This is a genomic window from Pseudoduganella rivuli, from assembly GCF_009674485.1.
Classification (GTDB): Bacteria; Pseudomonadota; Gammaproteobacteria; order Burkholderiales; family Burkholderiaceae_D; genus Rugamonas; species Rugamonas rivuli_B.
The window spans coordinates 187,163-205,014 of sequence record NZ_WKJJ01000008.1 but is presented as its reverse complement, the minus strand read 5'-3'; the positions used below and the strand labels follow the sequence as shown (position 1 = coordinate 205,014).

General features: G+C 62.1%; 15 protein-coding genes. 7 read left to right on the top strand and 8 right to left on the bottom strand.

All coding sequences use genetic code 11. The features are described from left to right. Nucleotides 1-158: 158 nt before the first annotated feature. Both GJ700_RS14430 and GJ700_RS14425 read left to right on the top strand, forming a co-directional pair. A complete protein-coding gene (locus tag GJ700_RS14430) occupies nt 159-638 on the top strand; it encodes a hypothetical protein (RefSeq protein ID WP_229507006.1) in 480 nt (159 codons plus the stop codon). A 99-nt stretch (nt 639-737) separates the two neighbouring features. After that, the gene (locus GJ700_RS14425) at nt 738-2,696 is read left to right on the top strand and encodes a GAF domain-containing sensor histidine kinase (protein ID WP_154374944.1); all 1,959 of its coding nucleotides are present in this window, start codon (nt 738-740) and stop codon (nt 2,694-2,696) included. Nucleotides 2,697-2,707: 11 nt separating this feature from the next. On the opposite strand, the gene GJ700_RS14420 is transcribed toward GJ700_RS14425, so the two are convergent. From GJ700_RS14420 to GJ700_RS14405, 4 genes are all read right to left on the bottom strand, one after another. Further along, nucleotides 2,708-2,968 (bottom strand): Txe/YoeB family addiction module toxin, encoded by a 261-nt coding sequence (locus GJ700_RS14420; protein WP_154374942.1) that lies wholly within the window; start codon nt 2,966-2,968, stop codon nt 2,708-2,710. Then, complete coding sequence (locus GJ700_RS14415; RefSeq protein WP_154374940.1) at nt 2,965-3,231, bottom strand: type II toxin-antitoxin system Phd/YefM family antitoxin; 267 nt, start codon at nt 3,229-3,231, stop codon at nt 2,965-2,967. Before GJ700_RS14415 ends, GJ700_RS14420 begins: the two co-directional genes overlap by 4 nt. Nucleotides 3,232-3,391: 160 nt before the next feature. Next, nucleotides 3,392-5,026, bottom strand: coding sequence for an FKBP-type peptidyl-prolyl cis-trans isomerase (locus GJ700_RS14410; protein ID WP_154374937.1), 1,635 nt, complete (start codon nt 5,024-5,026; stop codon nt 3,392-3,394). Between the two features lie 101 nt (nt 5,027-5,127). Continuing rightward, nucleotides 5,128-6,633 (bottom strand): HD domain-containing phosphohydrolase, encoded by a 1,506-nt coding sequence (locus tag GJ700_RS14405; protein WP_154374935.1) that lies wholly within the window; start codon nt 6,631-6,633, stop codon nt 5,128-5,130. A gap of 286 nt (nt 6,634-6,919) precedes the next feature. On the opposite strand from GJ700_RS14405, the gene GJ700_RS14400 reads away from it, so the two are divergent. Both GJ700_RS14400 and GJ700_RS14395 read left to right on the top strand, forming a co-directional pair. Beyond that, nucleotides 6,920-9,172, top strand: a complete 2,253-nt coding sequence (locus GJ700_RS14400) for a PhoX family protein (protein WP_154374933.1) — start codon at nt 6,920-6,922, stop codon at nt 9,170-9,172. 108 nt (nt 9,173-9,280) lie between these two features. Beyond that, nucleotides 9,281-9,787 (top strand): DUF3016 domain-containing protein, encoded by a 507-nt coding sequence (locus tag GJ700_RS14395; protein ID WP_154374932.1) that lies wholly within the window; start codon nt 9,281-9,283, stop codon nt 9,785-9,787. A 9-nt stretch (nt 9,788-9,796) separates the two neighbouring features. Here the strand turns inward: GJ700_RS14395 and GJ700_RS14390 are convergent, their stop codons facing one another. The 3 genes from GJ700_RS14390 to GJ700_RS14380 form a co-directional block, all read right to left on the bottom strand. Further along, nucleotides 9,797-10,240 carry a thioesterase family protein gene (locus GJ700_RS14390; RefSeq protein WP_154374930.1) on the bottom strand — a complete coding sequence of 148 codons (444 nt, stop codon included), beginning with the start codon at nt 10,238-10,240 and terminating at the stop codon, nt 9,797-9,799. A 66-nt stretch (nt 10,241-10,306) separates the two neighbouring features. After that, a complete protein-coding gene (locus GJ700_RS14385; RefSeq protein WP_195763903.1) occupies nt 10,307-11,056 on the bottom strand; it encodes a substrate-binding periplasmic protein in 750 nt (249 codons plus the stop codon). Between the two features lie 40 nt (nt 11,057-11,096). Then, the gene (locus GJ700_RS14380) at nt 11,097-11,618 is read right to left on the bottom strand and encodes a winged helix-turn-helix transcriptional regulator (protein ID WP_154374926.1); all 522 of its coding nucleotides are present in this window, start codon (nt 11,616-11,618) and stop codon (nt 11,097-11,099) included. A 171-nt stretch (nt 11,619-11,789) separates the two neighbouring features. Here GJ700_RS14380 and GJ700_RS14375 point away from each other — a divergent pair, with 171 nt between their 5' ends. Together GJ700_RS14375 and GJ700_RS14370 are read left to right on the top strand one after the other, a co-directional pair. Further along, on the top strand, nt 11,790-12,605 hold the full coding sequence (locus tag GJ700_RS14375; protein ID WP_154374924.1) for an SDR family NAD(P)-dependent oxidoreductase: 816 nt from the start codon (nt 11,790-11,792) through the stop codon (nt 12,603-12,605). Nucleotides 12,606-12,705: 100 nt separating this feature from the next. Further along, a complete protein-coding gene (locus tag GJ700_RS14370) occupies nt 12,706-14,547 on the top strand; it encodes a sensor domain-containing phosphodiesterase (protein WP_195763902.1) in 1,842 nt (613 codons plus the stop codon). A 15-nt stretch (nt 14,548-14,562) separates the two neighbouring features. Here GJ700_RS14370 and GJ700_RS14365 read toward each other — a convergent pair whose 3' ends face one another. Further along, on the bottom strand, nt 14,563-15,261 hold the full coding sequence (locus GJ700_RS14365; protein WP_154374920.1) for a dienelactone hydrolase family protein: 699 nt from the start codon (nt 15,259-15,261) through the stop codon (nt 14,563-14,565). 209 nt (nt 15,262-15,470) lie between these two features. On the opposite strand from GJ700_RS14365, the gene GJ700_RS14360 reads away from it, so the two are divergent. After that, on the top strand, nt 15,471-17,840 hold the full coding sequence (locus GJ700_RS14360; protein WP_371867957.1) for a putative bifunctional diguanylate cyclase/phosphodiesterase: 2,370 nt from the start codon (nt 15,471-15,473) through the stop codon (nt 17,838-17,840). Nucleotides 17,841-17,852: the final 12 nt, after the last annotated feature.

Genomic DNA, 17,852 nt, shown 5'->3' with positions numbered 1-17,852 from the left:
CAGCGTGCCGTCTCTGATGTAAGCGCCGGCTGGTTCTGGCCAGCAAACTTGAAAAGCCCGCTTCCATAGCGGGCTTTTTATTTGCCTGATAAAAATAACTGTATATAATCACAGTGTTTGAAAACACTTACGCTGGGGCCGCTATGACAGAAGAATTGATGGAATTCGCAGACGAAGAAGCGCTGGTGCAGGAAGACCGCGTTTGGCAGGGCAATGGCTGGACCGCCAGGGTCATCAAGAACGAGGAAGATGAAGGCTGGGCCGTGGCCATGATCAAGGATGGCGAACCGGAACCCGCGCTGGTGGGGCCATGGACCATGGGGCGCGACAAGAAAAATCCGAAGCCGCTCGATATCAATGCCTTCAATACGCTGGTGAAAACCGCCAGCGAAGTGATCCGCCGCCACGAGCAGCAATTGCACGCGCAATTGCACAAGAGCGTGCGCGTGCATACGGAAGGCGCCGCCTATATCACGGTCAATCTCGATATTACTGCGGATGAAGACGATCCGTATGCGACCTTGACCGCATTCGACCCGTATGGCGAAGAACAGGCGCAAGTGCGGGTGGCGCCGAATTTCAAGCTGACTGTGGCCAGTGCGACTGCGTGGATGGAATCCGGCTACCGCAAGCCATAATCGGCGCGGGTTGTTGCATCCCAGGCGCAATCCGCTGGTCTGGACAGGGCCCGCCTGCTAGTATTTCCTATGCGCATTTTGCCCAATAGGAAAACATAGATGGAAAGCCGCCTCAGCCGCCTGGAAGCCGTACAAAGCATGTTGCTCGAAATCGGGCAAAAGTCGAGCACATGCACCGATATCGCAGAATTCCTGCAAGCCGTTCACGCGGCGCTGGGCCGTATCATGTATGCGGCCAATTTTTATGTGGCGCTGAGCGACCTGGACGGCAAGCCCAATGCCGTGCGGTTTGTCTATTTTGTCGATGAGCTGGACGAAGCGCCGGGGCGCGGCGAACTGGTTACGCTGGCGTCACCGGACCAGTCGCCCACCGCGTGGGTGATCCTGAACCGCCAGCCGCTGATCATGACGGCGGAAGAGCATAACCAGCACGAGCAGGATGGCAACAAGTGGGGCTGGGGCACCACGGCCGAGCACTGGATGGGCTTCCCGCTGATGGACCAGAACCACCAGGCGTTGGGCGCCATCGTGATCCAGAGTTATGACAAGGAACACACGTTCAGCGAGGAAGACGAGGCGCTGTTTTCGCTGATCGCCAATTACGTATCCAGCGCACTGCAAGGCTTGCAGAGCATGGACCGGCTGGAACGCGCGGTGCACGAACGTACGGCCGCGCTGGAATTCGAAGTGGCGGAACGCCGCCGCGCGGAAAGCTTGCAGCGCGCGCTGTATGAAATCGCCAGCCTGTCGGCCGGCGCCTGGGATACCGACACCATCTGGGGCCAGTTACACGAAGCGATCAGCGAAGTGGTCACGGCGCGCAATTTCCTCATCGCGCTGTACCAGCCCAGCAGCAATGAAATCACGATCCCGTATTTCATCGATGAAAAGGATGCGGATGCGCCTGTCAAGCGCTTCCAGTACGGCGTCGGCATGAGTTCGTACATCCTCAAGCAGCGCAAGCCGTGCCTGCTGGACCGCGACAGTTACCGCGAACTATTGGAAAAGGGCGAAATCGACCACCCGCTGGGCAATGAGGAAATCGCCAGCTGGATGGGCGCCCCGATGCTGCTGAACGATTACGCGTATGGCGTGCTGATCGTGCAGAGCTATGACGACAGCGTGATCTACGGCCAGTCGGACCTCGACATCCTGGCTTTCATGGCGAATCACGTGGCGGTGGCGATTTCGCGCCTGCAAAACGAGCGCGCCATCCGCCTGGCCAAGGAAACGCTGGAAGAGCAAAACGTGTCGCTGAACAATGCGCTGCACCAGTTGCAGGAAGCGCAGTCGGAACTGGTGCGGCAGGAAAAGCTGGCGTCGCTGGGCCGGCTGGTGGCGGGCGTCGCGCATGAAATCAATACGCCGCTGGGCATTTGCGTGACCGCCACCAGCCACCTGGTGCAGGAACTGAAACTCACGCGTGAAGACCTGGCGGCCGGCACCTTGGACGAAGAAGGCTTGAACCAGTTCTTCGACATCATCGACCAGTCGCTGCGCATCATGACCACCAACACGCAGCGCGCCGCTGCGCTGGTGCGCAGCTTCAAGCAGGTGGCCGTCGATCAGTCGTCCGACAGCGTGCGTTCGTTCAACCTGCGCAAATACCTCGATGAAGTGCTGCTGTCCTTGCAGCCCAAGCTCAAGGGCAAGCCCATCGTGGTCGACGTCGACGTGCCGGCGGATATCCAGATGGAGAGTTTCCCCGGCGCGGTGTCGCAAATCATCACCAACATGGTGGTCAATTCGCTGGTGCACGGTTACGGCGACGGGCAGGAAGGCACCATCAAGATCCGTGGCCGCATTGATGGCGAGCACGTGCTGTTCGATTACAGCGACGACGGCATCGGCATGGACCAGACGACGTTGGCGCAACTGTTCGACCCGTTCTTCACGACCAAGCGCGGTTCAGGCGGCAGCGGACTGGGCGCGCATATTCTGTACAACCTGGTGACGGGGGCGCTGGGCGGCACCGTCAAAGTCGTCAGCGCGCCGGGGATGGGGTTGCACTACAGCTTGAAATTCCCGAAGGTGCAGCACGGGAAGATTGCCGCGTAATTGGCGTCACATCAGTCGTAGTGATAGCGGCAGGAAATGACAATCAGCTCGTGTTCGGTGGCTTCGTACACGAGCCGGTTGGTTTCATCGATCCGCCGCGACCAGAATCCCGTCAAGTTGCCCTTTAACGGTTCCGGTTTGCCGATGCCCTCGAACGGCGTACGCGCGGCGGACTTCAGCAGTTCATTGATCCGCTTCAGCGTTTTCCGGTCCTGTCCCTGCCAATACACGTAATCATCCCAGCACTCGGGCGTGAACGTGAAATTCCTCATTCGCCGGCTGCCGGTTCGATCAGTTCTCGGGGCTGCGCCTTGCCCGCACGGGCCTGGGCAATCGACCTGGCCAGGTGCGCCGCATTCGCGGGCGAGCCGAGCAAGTGGACAGTTTCCATCAGGCTGCTGTAATGGTCGAACGACATCACGACGGCATCTTGCGCGTCGCGGCGGGCAATCACGGTGACGTCGGCATCTTCGACGACCTGGTCGATGACGGCGCGCAAGTTATTGCGGGCATCGGAAAAGTTAACGATTCTCATGGCCTGGTCCTATGGGGCGGGCGCACAAGTTGATGGGTAGAAGGTTAACAGCAGGCTGAACTTGTGCAATAAGTTGTACAAGTATAGTAGCGCAGATAGCGATGGCCGGCAAGCGGCACGGGAAGGGGCGGCAGGGGGCGGCAGGGCCGCCCCGGATTGTTTATTTCACGCTGACCAGTTCCACGTCAAAGATCAGCGCCATATTGCCCTTGATGATGCCGCCCGCGCCCGATGCGCCGTAACCGAGCGTGCTGGGGATCAGCAGCGTGCGCTTGCCGCCTGTGCGCATGCCCAGGATGCCCTGATCCCAGCCCGCGATCACTTGGCCCGCACCCAGTTTGAAGCTGAACGGCGTGCCGCCGACGGACGAGTCGAATTTCTGGCCTTTCATATCCGGCGCTTTCGGGTCATACAGCCAGCCCGTGTAATGCGCCGTCACCGTGTTGCCGTTTTGCGCCACCGCGCCCGTGCCCACCACGGTATCCGTGATGGTGAGTTTGGCGGGCTGGATGACGGTTGGGTCTTGCGTATAGATCAAGTATGCGCCACCGCTCAAGCGTTCATCGACGGTCAACAGTTTCAGGGAGCCGTCGGTGCCGACACGGTAGCTGCTGGTCATGGTCAGGGTGGTCACGTTGGCAGTGGAAACGTGCGTCGCCGTGACGGTCAGGATGGCGCTATTGGCGGATTCGCCATCCGCATCGAGCGCATAGCTGAGCGTGCGTTTGCCAATGACGGTTCGGTTGGTATTGCTGGCATACGCGGTTTGCGTGGCAATCACGCCCTTGTCGCCGACTTTGGCCGTGGCGGGCAGGCCGCCGCCGCCCACGTCGTACTCCAGGCTCTCCCGGGAGAAGCCCAGCAATGCCTTGTTGCCGTCGTAATAGTCGGTCTGGGTCCAGGCCCGGCGGGTTGGCGTGCAATTGCTGAGGCCGACATCGACCGCCGTCGACAGCGCCGTCGCCGGTTGGCCTTCGAACGTCACGGCGGCCGGCGCCGCATAAGTGAACGCCGCATTGCCCGGGCAGGTGCCCGTCACCGTCAGGAAGTCCGTATGTTCGGTCGTCGTGCTTTGCTGGTAAGCCGCGCGCAGCGGATACGCGGTGGCTGGATAACGGACGCCGTATTCAATGTAGCGGATGCCGGCGGCGATCGCGGCTGCCGTGCCGGCCTTGTTTTCCGGGCCCTCGCTGAAGTTGCGCAGCACGCCGCCCAGCGTATCGTTTTTCCCGTCGAGGACGCCGGTCCAGTAATCGAGGCCGGCCGGCTCGCCCGGACGGTTCAGCACATTGACATAGTATTGGCTGACGTAGTCGCGGTTGGTTTTCGCGCCGCCATACAGCGTCTTGAATTCATTGGAAGCGGTGAAACCGTTCGCCACGTCGTACAGCCAGGCGCCCTGGTCCAGCACGCCGATCCAGTAACCGAGGCCCGCTGCATCCGGCTCGCGCGCAAACGCGGCGCGGTACAGGCGGTAAGCCTGGCCGGGATTGCCGTCGGCGTCAAATGCCATCGACATGTCGGCAAAGCGCAGGCGCGCCGTGGCGGCCACGGTGCGGGGCGCTTCGGCGCCGGTGGTGTCGGTAATCGCGTAGCCGGCATCGGTTTTCGTGACAGTGTAGTTGGCGATGACGCCGCTGAAGATGATGGGCTGGACGGTTTGCGCCGCCATGGTGGTCGCAGTGACCGTGGCGCCCTGGCGGGCGCGGTCCTGGCCCGTTACCGAAGTCCCGTCCCCGCAACCCGTCAAGACAAAGGCAGTGAACAGGCTGGCGTAAATCAGGGTAGGGCGCATGGTCGAGGCTTCCACAGGTTGAAAGCCGACGAGTGTAGCGTATTTTTTATGCGGAAAAGTGTCTGCAAGGCACTGCCGCAACAGTCTGTTACATACTTGTTTTAATCGGGGAAGCGGTCGTTGATCGCCAGCGCCTTGTCGATGTTATTGACCAGCACTTCCACGTAGACCGGATCGAGGTGCTTGCCCGCCACCTCACGCAAATGGGCCACGACTTCCTGCACCGGCCACGCATCCTTGTAGCAGCGCTTGTGCATCAGCGCGTCGAACACGTCGGCCACCGCCACGATGCGCGCATACAAGTGGATTTCTTCGCCTTTCAGCCCCTGCGGGTAGCCGCTGCCGTCGTATTTTTCATGGTGCTGGTGCGCGATGGCGGCGGCGGCTTTCAGGATCGGCCGCTGCGACCCGTCGAGGATCGACAGGCCGACCGCCGGGTGCTGCTTCATGATTTCCCATTCCGCTTCGTCGAGCTTGCCCGGTTTCAGCAGCACCGCGTCCGGCGTGGCGATCTTGCCGATATCGTGCATGGGCGCGGCGTATTTCAACACGGCGGTTTCTTCTTCCGGCATGCCTGATTCGGTGGCCAGCAAATGGCAGATTTCCGACATGCGGCGCACGTGGTTGCCTGCTTCGTTGGAGCGCGATTCCACCACGTCGCCGAGGCGCAGGATCAGCTCGGCCTGGGTATCCGTGATTTCCTGGGTCAGCAGGATATTGTCGAAAGCGATCGCCACGCCGGAGCAGAACACTTCCAGCAATTTGGTGTCGATTTCGGAAATTTCGTCCACGCCTTTCAGCACCAGCAGCGATATTTTGCCGCTGGCATTCGGGAAATAGCCGACATAAGTGTCGCCTTCCAACTTGGAAATGCGGTTGCTCTGCGCCGCGTCGAGCTGGGCCAGCAATTCCGGCGTCAGGATGGAATTGCCTTCGTCGCCGATTTGCGCCAGCACTTCGTAGGCATTTTCACCGCTGATGGCGGTGGCGGCGCGCAGGCGCAGCAGCATGCTGTTTTCCAGGCGCAGCAGCGCCACCACTTGCTGCAGCAAGCCGTTGGCAAAGTCTTTCAGGTTGCGCTGCTGGAAGATATGGGCGGAGGCGGCAATCACGCGCTCCAGGCCTTCGCGGTAATTCGCCTGCGCGATCCGCGCTTCCTCGACTTTCATGATGTCGCGGTAAGCGCGCAGCGCGGCAAAGGTGGTCGTGAACAGCTTGGTGCGGTCCAGTTCCGTCTTTTCCTTGTAATCGTTGATGTCGTAATTGACGATCACGCGTTCTTCCGGCGCCTGGCCCGGCTGGCCCGTGCGCAGCACGATGCGGGTGAACTGGTTGTTCAATTCCTGGCGCATCCAGCGCGCCACTTCCAGGCCGCTGTCTTCCTGTTCCATCACCACGTCGAGGAATACCAGCGCGATGTCTTTTTCACGCGCCAGCACTTCCTTGGCTTCCGCGCCGCTATAGGCGTGCAGGAACGTCAGCGCGCGGCCGTCGAGCCGGAAACGGGTCAGCGTGAGCTTGGTAACGTCGTGGATATCCGGTTCGTCATCGACCAACAGTACCTTCCAGGGTGCAAGTTTCGGCGACGCAGAAGACAAAAAAGACATAGGGACGAATTTCCGCAAATGTGGCATTGCAACAAGGACTTATGCGCATTTTTTAGGCGCAGTTTTTCGATTGTAGACCCAGCTCCAGCGAATTAACAACTGGCAACACTCATTGCGGGAACGCTTAACAACAAACTCAAGCGTTTGGCTGAATTTTGTGACGATTTTGCCAATATTTCAACACAAGGCAAGGTCAGGCAGCGCAGATTTCCGGTCACAATGTTGTCATTTTTCCACCCTAGAATGGCGGGCGTTTGACCACCCCACTACACACAGATTGCGAAAAATGACCAAAGACCGCGCCCCAGCCCGCATCGACATGGATGACATCGGCTACAACAATACCCAGAACGAGCATTTCAGCGCCATCCTGGATCAGCGTATCAGCCGCCGTAACTTGCTGCGCGGTGGCGCCGCCAGCGCCGCTACCGTCGTCATGGGTTCGATGGGCCTGTCCGCCTGCGGCAGCAGCGAAGCGCCTGCCAATCTTGTCGCGCCAGTGACGCCGCCCGTGACGCCGCCGGCGGAAAAACTGCTGGGCTTTACCGCTGTGCCGAAGAGCCTGGCCGACCTGGTGACGGTGCCGGCCGGCTATACCGCCACCGTGCTGTATGCGCTGGGCGACCCGCTGACCGCGTCGGCCACCGCCTTCAAGAACGATGGCACCGACGCCGACTTTGAAAACCGCGCCGGCGACCACCACGACGGCATGGAATTCTTCGGCCTGTCCGCCGACGGCAAAGCCTCGTCCACCGCGGTCGACCGCGGCATCCTGGCCATCAACCACGAAGCCACCACCAACCAGCAACTGTCGTCGTTCTTCATTCACGCCAATGGCGGCACCAACACGCTGCCCCGTCCCGGCGCGGAAATCGACCGCGAAACCGCGCTGCACGGCCTGTCGATGGTCGAAGTACGCAAGACCGGCGGCAAATGGGAATACGTGAAGGATTCCGCGTTCAACCGCCGCGTCACCTGCCTGACCGAATGCGAGATTTCCGGCCCGGTGCGCGGCAATGCGCTGCTGGTGACCAAGTACTCGAAAGACGGCACCAAGACCCGCGGCACCCTGAACAATTGCGGCACGGGCCGTACCCCATGGGGTTCGTTCGTCTCCGGTGAAGAAAACTGGTCCGGCTACTTCGTGCGCGGCGCCGCCGACAATGCGGCGCGCGGCAACGACAAGAGCGTGACGTCGCTGAACCGCTATGGCCGCAGCCAGGGCGCCGCGTCACGCCACGGCTGGGAGTCGGGCGGCACCGACGACAAATACGCGCGCTGGAACAACAGCAAGCTGGGCGCGTCGACGGACGGCAGCGACGACTACCGCAATGAAATGAACGGCATGGGCTATATCGTGGAAGCCGACCCGTACAACAAGGCCAAAGTCGTGAAGAAGCGTACCGCGCTGGGCCGCTATGCGCACGAATCGGCGGCCTTCAGCAAGCCGGTGGCCGGCCAGCCGCTGGCCGTCTACATGGGCGATGATTCGCGCAACGAATACATCTATAAGTTCGTGTCCACCGCGACCTGGAACCCGGCCGACGCCACCCCGACCGACTTGCTGGCGATCGGCGACAAATACCTGGACAGCGGCAAGCTGTTCGTCGCGAAGTTCAATGCCGACGGCACCGGTACCTGGATCGAACTGGCGCTCGCCAACAGCGCGATCACCGGTTTCGCCGGTTACAAGTTCGCCGACCAGGCCGACGTGCTGGTCAATGCCCGCCTGGCAGGCGACGCCGTGGGCGCGACCAAAATGGACCGCCCGGAATGGTGCTCGGTGAACCCGGCCAACGGTGAGATTTACTTCTCGCTGACCAACAACAGCAACCGTACCGCCACCCCGAGCGGCTCGTCGGCCCTGGTGCCGGACGGCCCGAACCCGCGCGCCTACACCGACATGAAAGGTTCCACCGCGCAAAACGGCAACCCGAACGGCCACTTGCTGCGCGTGAAAGAAGGCGCGGCGGGTTCTGCGGCAACGTCGTTCACGTGGGACGTGTACCTGTTCGGCGCGGAATCCGGTGCGGACACCAGCAAGGTCAACCTGTCGAACCTGACGTCCGACCAGGACTTTTCCAGCCCGGACGGCCTGGCGTTCAGCCAGTCGACCGGCATTTGCTGGATCCAGACCGACGACGGCGCGTACACCGACGTCACCAACTGCATGATGCTGGCGGCGCTGCCGGGCCAGGTGGGCGATGGCGCCAAGGTCACGCTGAGCTACCCGACCGCCAATGGCGGCACGTTGAACGTGGACACCTTCGTTGGCAAGAAACCGACTGCCGATACGCTGAAGCGCTTCCTGGTGGGCCCGGTCGATTGCGAACTGACGGGGATCACGGAAACGCCGGACGGCAAGGCGCTGTTCGTCAACATCCAGCACCCGGGTGAATTGACCAACCAGGCCAACATTGCCGACCCGGGCAAGTACAGCAGCCAGTGGCCGTCGAACGCCGGCTACGGCGCCGGCAAGCGCCCGCGCTCGGCCACCATCGTCATCACCAAGAATGACGGCGGCCGTATCGGCAGCTGACGCGGTTTTAATCGTAAGCAAACATTTCCTTTTACGGGCAATACGTCAAAACGGCGTATATTGAAACATGGCTGATTGCCTGTTTCATGCCTGTGAAAGGAATCCATCATGCGTACATCACTCCACTCCCTGGCCGCCGCGGCGCTGGCCATGGGGGCTGCGCTGACGGCCGGCGCCGCACATGCCGGCGCCACCGTCACGTATATCGAACCGGATAAATTCATCGACGTCCCGTTTTCCCCCATCGACCGGGAGCGGGTGTTGAAAGACTTGAGCGAACACTTCGCACGGCTGGGAAAACAATTGCCAGCCGGCCAGGATTTAAAAGTCGAAGTGACGGAACTGGACCTCGCGGGCCGCATCGAACATACGCGCCGCACCGGCAATGAAATCCGCCTGCTGACCGGCGGCGCCGACTGGCCCCGCATGCACTTGCGCTACAGCCTGATGCAGGATGGCAAAGTCATCAACAGTGGCGAAGCGGACCTGGCCAGCCTGAATTACTTGAACGAAATGAACTTGTATGGCAGCAGCGAGTCGCTGCGCCATGAAAAACAAATGATCGACGAGTGGTTCGGCAAAACCTTCCACGTCCAGGTGAAACGGCGCGGCTGATCGTCAGGTTTAATCGATCCAGTTGACCTTCGGAAACTTCGCAAGGAAATCTTCCGGCATCGGCACCACTTGGCTGCGCTTGTAATTGAAGAAGACAAAGCCGGATTTCGCCATGGCGATCAAGGTCTGGTCGGCCGGCCGCGTGATGCGGAACGTGATATCGCCGCCGTATTTATTAAAGTCCATCACGCCCACTTCAAACAGCAAGTGGTCGCGTGCATGGGCTTCCGCTTTGTACGTCGTGGCCAGGTCGGTAACGATGATGCCATTGCCGTCCGCCTCCGTTTCCCGCACGCCGAAGTCGTACAGGAAGCGTGCGCGGGCTTCGGAAATCATGGAAATCATCGAGTCGTTGGCCAGATGGTTCGCGCCGTTGATGTCGGTGACGCGGACCGTCAATTGCGTGGAAAAGTAAAACTGGTCTTCGGGGAATTCAAGTAGCAGGCGCGCCATGGTGATCGATGACAGGTTTGAATCGCGTCATTGTACTACCACGCACGCCGGTCCTCAGTGCTTCACTCAGTGCTTCATATACTGCTCGAGGAAGACCCTGAATTGCTCGTTGGCGAACGCGGCGGCGGCGGCCTTGTCGAACTGGGCGACCGCTTCCCTGTCGGCTTTTGGCGAGTACGCCATCGTGAATTGCCGCTCCTGCATCGGCAATTTGACGAGGTGGATTTCCATGTGTTCGCTGGCCGCGTAATAACGGGGCGAATATTCGTTTTCAAAGAACACGGCCTGGATGCGGCCCATCTTCAGCTTGCGCAAGTTCGCCGTTTGCCAGTCCGCCACGGTGAGGAATTGCCATTGGATGGGGATATCCGCCAGCGCGGGCGGCACCAGCGTACCGCCGGCCCAGCCGATTTCCACGCCAGCCAGTTGCTGCAGAGATTGCACGGATTGCAGCGGTGACGTTTTCAGCACGGCCAGGTGCGGCTGCGTGCGCAGGAAATGCCACGTGGCGGGAACGATGCCGGGCGTGTCGATGCGGCCGCTGGTCAGCAGCAGGATGTCGATGGCGCCGGTGCGCAGGTTTTCCATGGCGCGGGGAATGGACGTGGGCGGCGTCCACACCAGTTCGATGCCGGCGCGTTTCACCACTTCCTGTTCCACGTAATCGCGCAGCGCGCCTTGCAGCGGCGCGGTGGCGTGTCCCGTGATCAGCGGCGCCACCACGAAGCCGCCCACTTTCAGCGGCGCCGCCGGCGCGGCCAGCGGCAACGCGAGCGCGGCGGCGACAAGCAGCGTCTTTAATTTCCGGAATGACATGCCTTGCATTGTAGCGCAGGGCGGTTGGCGCGGATGCCGGTCAGGCCTCTCCCGCCGCCGCCTGTTTTTTCGCCGCCTGGAACGCTTCCATGCGTTCGCGGCGCTCCGTGACGAACGAGGCGCTGAACGTGGTGTCGACATCGGCGCGTGTATAGGGTTCGCCGCACGCGAGGCAGGCGAGGCCGGTTTCCACTTCATGGCCGCAGTGGCGGTGCGTGATATTCAGCGCCGGGGCCTGGTCTGGCAGCCCGCCCCATTTGCGGCCCCAGCCGGCCAGGGTCATCAGCACCGGATACAGATCCTGGCCGCTGTCGGTCAGCACATATTCATGGCGGGGCGGTTTTTGCTGGTAGGCGCGGCGCGCCAGCACGCCGTCCGCTTCCAGCCGCTTCAGGCGGGTCGACAGCAAGTGCGGCGACATGCCCGTCTGCGCCTGCAAACCATCGAAGCGGCAATTGCCGAAAAACAATTCACGCATGATCAGCATGGTCCAGCGGTCGCCGACCACGGCCAGGCAGCGCGCAATGGGGCACTGCGATTCCCCGCTTTCAGACCAGCTCATGTTTGCTCCGCGCGATTCTATCCATGGCTGCATCGTAGTCCAAATGCCGAAAAATAACTACAAATTTTGAACTTATTACTTTTCAATCGCTGCAATGAATTTACAGATTCAAAATTTGAAGTTACATTGGAACCCATGCACATGCATAACCCAACACAAAGGAGCATCACCATGGCAACTTCGACTTCGACCGCAGCTCAAGCACAAGGCACGGCCCTGATCACGGGCGCTTCCACCGGTATCGGCGCCACCTACGCGGACCGCCTGGCGCGGCGCGGCTACAACCTGGTCCTGGTGGCGCGCGACCGGCAGCGCCTTGAAGGCGTGGCGGACCGCTTGCGCAGCCAGTACGGCGTGCAAGTCGAAGTACAGCAAGCCGACCTGACGGACCGCACGTCGCTGGCGGCGGTGGAGCAGCGGCTGGCCACGGACAGCGCCATTACCTTGCTGCTGAACAATGCGGGCAATACTGTCGAAGGCAGTTTCGTCAGCTCGGACATCGACAAGGTGGAAAACATGATTGCGCTGAACGTCATCGCGCCGACCCGGCTGGCCAAGGCTGCGGCCGCGCGCATGGCAACGGAAGGCCAGGGCGCCATCATCAATATCGGGTCGGTAACGGCCATGATGGCGGAAACGTTTTCCGGCACGTACAGCGGCACCAAGGCGTACATGCTGAACCTGTCGCAAGCCATGCAGGTGGAACTGGCGCCGGCCGGTGTGCGGGTGCAGGCCGTATTGCCGGGCGCGACCCGCACGGAAATCTGGGAGCGGGCCGGCATCGATCTCAATGCCTTCCCGGCTGAAATGGTGATGGGCGTCGACGACATGGTCGATGCGGCGCTGGCCGGCTTCGACCAGGGCGAAACCATCACGCTGCCGGCCTTGCCCGACATGGCCGACTGGAACGCGTTCACGGCGGCCCGGCTGGCGCTGCAACCGAACTTGTCGCGCAACACGGCGGCGCCGCGCTATCTGCCCGCCTGAGTTGTTTTCCCTGCGCACCGCCTCCCAAACAGTACCGCACCCCCGCTTGTAAGATGCAATAATGGGTGTTCGGTTACCAACGGCTTACCAGGGAGGCGCCATGGATACTTGCAGCATGCCGTCGGCATGCAGCCAGGACGAGGCGACGGAACAGTGTCGCCTGACTGAATTGTCGCGCTATGCGATGACGCAGGATCACAGCGACCCCAGCCTCGACCTGATCACCAACCTGGCCATCCAGTTCATGGGCGCCGACATCGGCGGCATCAGCATCGTCTATCAGTCACAGATCTGGTTGCCGTCGCGGGTCGGGCTGGCGCCGCTGCACGTGCCGCGCGCCGGTTCGCTGTGTACCTGGGCCGTGGCATCGGGCGGCGACTGGTTTGAAGTCGATGACGCATTGCACGATGTGCGCTTCAAGGACAATGCGCTGGTCGCGCATGAACCCCATTACCGCCATTACGCCGCAGCCACCTTGAAGGGGGCGCGCGGCTATATCCTGGGCACGTTCTGGATGATGTGGCGCGCACCGGGTCTGTGCGCCGACGACAAGAAATTGCTGTTGCAGGGCTTGGCGAAAATGGTGATGGAAACGCTGGAAATGCGTTATTGCAACGACGTCACGGGCATGTCCAACCGTAAAGTGTTTTTGCACCATTTGCAGCTGGGACTGGAACGGAGCGAGCAACCGCACGTGATGGTCGGCTATGTGGATTTGATCAGCTTCCGCCAGTTCAACGACATGTTTGGCCGCGACGCGGGCAATGAAGTGTTGCGGGTGGCGGGAGAACGGCTGACGGCCTGGGCCGGGCCGTCCAACCTGGTGGCGCACCTGGGCGGCGATAAATTCGCGTTTGCCCTGTTTGGCGAACACCAGGTGCAATCCGATTACCTGGAACGGCTGACGAACGATTTGAGTGCGCCGTTCACGCTGGCGCGCGGCGGCACGCAAGCCATGCATGCGCGCATCGGCGTGGAACACCACGACTTGCCATACCGGGGCGCCGCCGCCACCTTGCTCGATGCGGCCGACACGGCGGCATCGTCGATCAGTTCCGCCCACATGCGCACGACCGTCAAGGAATTTGGCGCTGAATTGCTGGCCAAGTCGCGCCTCCTCTATGAATTGCAGGGCGCGCTGGCGGGCGATATCCGCCATGGCGCGCTGGTCGCGCATTACCAGCCGCAAGTCAATTACGCGGAAGGCCGCCTGATCGGCATGGAAGCGCTGGTACGGTGGCAGCATCCGGCGCGCGGGCTGGTGTCGCCCGGCAGTTTCATCGCGGTGGCGGAAAGCTCGGACAAGATTTACCAGGTCGACTTGCAGGTGCTGGAACACGTGTGCCGCGACATGCGCGCGTGGCTCGATGCGGGCTTGCCGGATTTGCCCGTGTCGCTGAATTTTTCCCGCCGTTCGCTGCTGCACCCGGACGTGATCGGCGACTTGCAGCGTTTGCTGACGCTGTATGGCATTCCCGGCCGCCTGCTGGAATTTGAGGTGACGGAAAGCTTGCTGGTGGAAACGCCGGAATTGCTGTCGCCGCGCGTGGCGGAATTCCGAGCCATGGGGATCCGCATTGCCATCGACGATTTCGGCACCGGCTATTCCAACCTCGACGCCATCAACAGTTTCTCGTTCGACCGGTTGAAAGTGGACCGCCAGTTCGTGCATGGCGTGGCCAGCAACAAACGCGTGGCCGGCTTGTTCCGGCTGATCCAGGGCATCGCGGAAGTGTTTGACGTGGAACTGGTGTGCGAAGGGCTGGAACTGGAAGAAGACCGCGCCTGGCTGGCCGAGCGGGGATCGCACTGCGTGCAGGGATGGTATTTCAGCCCGGCGCGCACGCCGCGCGACATCGCCGCGATCCTGGCCGCCGTGAAAGCGCGCGGCGCCGATGCGCCGCCGCTGTCGCTGGATGAATTGCGCGCCTTGTTCCGCTAGGGCGCGCCGGTACGGCTACAGCATCTGGCTCAGGAACAGCAGCGTGTACCCGTGCGCCAGCGCGGCCGACTGCTGGTGATAGCTGTCGCGGTGCGAACAATTGAAGCCGTGTTCCGCTTCCGCGTACAGGTGGATTTCCACGTTGTCGTTGCCATCGAAGCGCTCCACGACTTTGCTGATGGCGTCGCGGGGAATGTGCTTGTCCTTGCCGCCGTAATGCAGCATCAGCGGGATGCGGATATCGTCGGCACGGTCCAGTGCATTCTGGATGCCGCCGCCGTAATACGCGACCGCCGCATCGACCAGGCCGTCCGCCGCCGCATGGTAAGACAGCAGGCCGCCCCAGCAATAACCCTGCGACGCGACTTTCGGCCCGACGCCGGGCAGTGCGCGCAAGGTTTTCACGGTGGCGCGGACGTCCGCCTGCGCCTGGTTCAACTTGGTTGCTCCCTTGAGTTCGACAGCGCGCTGCCAGTCCGCATCGCCATAGCCCAGCGCGATGCGGTGGCCCTGGCGCCAGAACAGGTCCGGGGCCAGCACCACGTAGCCATCGGCCGCATACTGGTCCGCCACGCTGCGGATATGTTCATTGACGCCGAAGATTTCTTGCAGCAAGACGATACCGGGGCCGCTGCCGCTGCGCGGCAACGCCAGGTAAGCGCCAAACGCGCCCTCATCGCCGTCGATGTCGATCCATTTCGAAGTGCCAGTCATGGGGTGTCCTCAGGGTGGGAAGGAGAGGACGGTATGCTACCGCAGATGGGGAGGAAGCGTTGCACGGATGGCAATGCATGAGCCGGGGTGTTTTCTGTCAATGTGGTTTCCATGCTAATCTTGCGTTTTTCTGTAGCTTGGCTTCGACGCGGGTGATTTCCATTAGCGCTGTTCCTCCCGTTCCCACTGTCCCGGCGCGCCTGCGATCCGTGACGCTGGCGCTGCTGTCCGGCCTGGGCGTGACGGCGCTGCTGTTTGCCGGCGCCAGCCGGCTGGAAAACGACAAGGTGGCGCTGGCCATTGAACAGCGCGCCCATGCGCGGCTGTTCCTGCTGCAGCAAGGCGTCGCCAACACGGTCGGCAGCCTTGCTTCCGTCAATCACCTGTTTGCCAGCCGCGCCGCCGTCAGCCGCGCGGAATTCCATTTGTTCACCAAGCCGCTGCTGCAACGTTATCCCTACGTGCAGGCGATCAGTTACTTGCGCGTGGTGCCGCACGAGGGGCGGGCCGCCTATGAACAGGCGCTGGCGCAATTGCGGCCCGGCGCCGTGATGACGGAAATGCGGGATGGCAAACCCGTGCCGGCCGGCGTGCGCGACCACTACCGTGTCGTCGATTACATCGAACCGCAGGACGCCAACGAAGCGGCGCTGGGGCTCGATACGGCTTATCCGGTGCAGGAAGATCCGGCGCGCCAGGCGGCCTATGCCACGGGCGAACCAATGGCCGGCCCATTGGTGCCGCTGGCGCAGCAGTCGCAACCGGGCGTCATCATTTCCATGCCCGTGTACCGCTTTGGCGCGCCGCTCGACAGCGAAGCCGCCCGCCTGGCCGCGCTGCAAGGCGAAACCGCCGCCGTCCTGCTGCCGTCCGCCATGGTGGCGCGCATCCTGTCTGCCGACGGCAACCAGGTCGCCGATGGGCTGGCGATGCGGGTGTATGCTGCACCGGCGCCGGACGCGGCCAGCCTGGTGTACCAGTCCGTGCCTGCCGCTTCCCCGGTGCGCACTACGCTGCCGTCCTGGCTGGCATGGCTGTATCCGCAGCACGCGCAACCGTTCGCCAGCCGCTTCGATGTGGCAGGCAAGACCTGGCTGATGACCGCGTCCGCACCGCCAGCCGTGTATGCGGGCGACCACCTGGCGTCGCTGTTCACGCTGGCGTTCGGCGCCCTGGTCACGGCGCTGGGGGCGGCGTGGGTCCATGCGCTGGCGTCGCGCAGCCACGAAGTACGGCGCCTGGTGGAGGAGCGCACCGCCGAATTGCGCCACCAGGCGACGCACGACGCGCTGACCGGCTTGCCGAACCGCGCGCTGCTGGCCGACCGCCTGCTGCAAACCATGCACCATTCGGAACGCAAGGGCCACGTGTTGTGGCTGGTGTCGCTGGACCTGGACCGCTTCAAATTCACCAACAGCCGCCTGGGCCACAAAGGCGGCGACCGCCTGCTGCAAGCCGTGGCGGAGCGCCTGCAACTGGCCGTGCGGCCGGTCGACACGGTGGCGCGCATGGGCGGCGACGAATTTGCATTGATGCTGTTGCCGGAACAGGGGGCGCTGAGTCCCCGCGCCGACCAGTTCCAGCGCGTGCTGGACTGCCTGTCGGTGCCGCTGCATATCGATGGCCAGGAATTGTTCCTCACCTGTAGCACCGGTATCGCGGTCTATCCCGACGATGGCACGGCCCCCGGCGTCCTGATGGAACGGGCCGATATCGCCATGTTCCGCGCCAAGGAAATGGGCGGCGACAACGTGCAGTTCTATACGGCGGCGATGAACGACCGGCTGGGCGAGCGCATGCTGATCGAAGGCGCGCTGCGTTCGGCGCTGGAGCGCAACGAATTCGTGCTGCATTACCAGCCGCAGACCGATATCGTGGCCGGCCGCATCGTCGGCATGGAAGCGCTGATCCGCTGGCAGCATCCGGAACTGGGCATGGTGGCGCCCAACCGCTTCATTCCGCTGGCGGAGGAGACCGGCCAGATCCTGCCGGTGGGGGCATGGGTATTGCGCACCGCGTGCGAACAACTGGTGGCGTGGCGCCGCGCCGGACACCACGGCCTGCGCATGGCGGTCAACGTCTCTGCGCGCCAGATGGCGGAAAAAGACTTCGTGCAATCGGTGGCGCAAGTACTGGCGGACACCGGCTTGCCGCCATCGTGCCTGGAGCTGGAATTGACGGAAAGCCAGGTGATGAACGATATCGAACACGCGATCGCCGTCATGCACGAACTGAAAAAACTCGGCGTGCTGTTGGCCATCGACGACTTCGGCACCGGCTATTCCAGCCTGGCGCACTTGAAGCGCTTTGAAATCGACGTGCTGAAAATCGACCAGACGTTCGTGCGCGACCTGACGGTGGACCCGGACGATGCGGCCATCGTTACCACCATCATTGCGCTGGCCAATAACCTGGGGCTGGACGTGATTTCCGAAGGCGTGGAAACGGTGGAACAACTGGAATTCCTGCGCCAGCACGGTTGCCGGCAAATGCAGGGATATTACTTCAGCCGCCCCGCACCGGCGGCGGTCATTGAGGCGACTTTACGGGACGACGCGGAGCGCGCGGCGGCCGCTTGAACACGGGAGGCA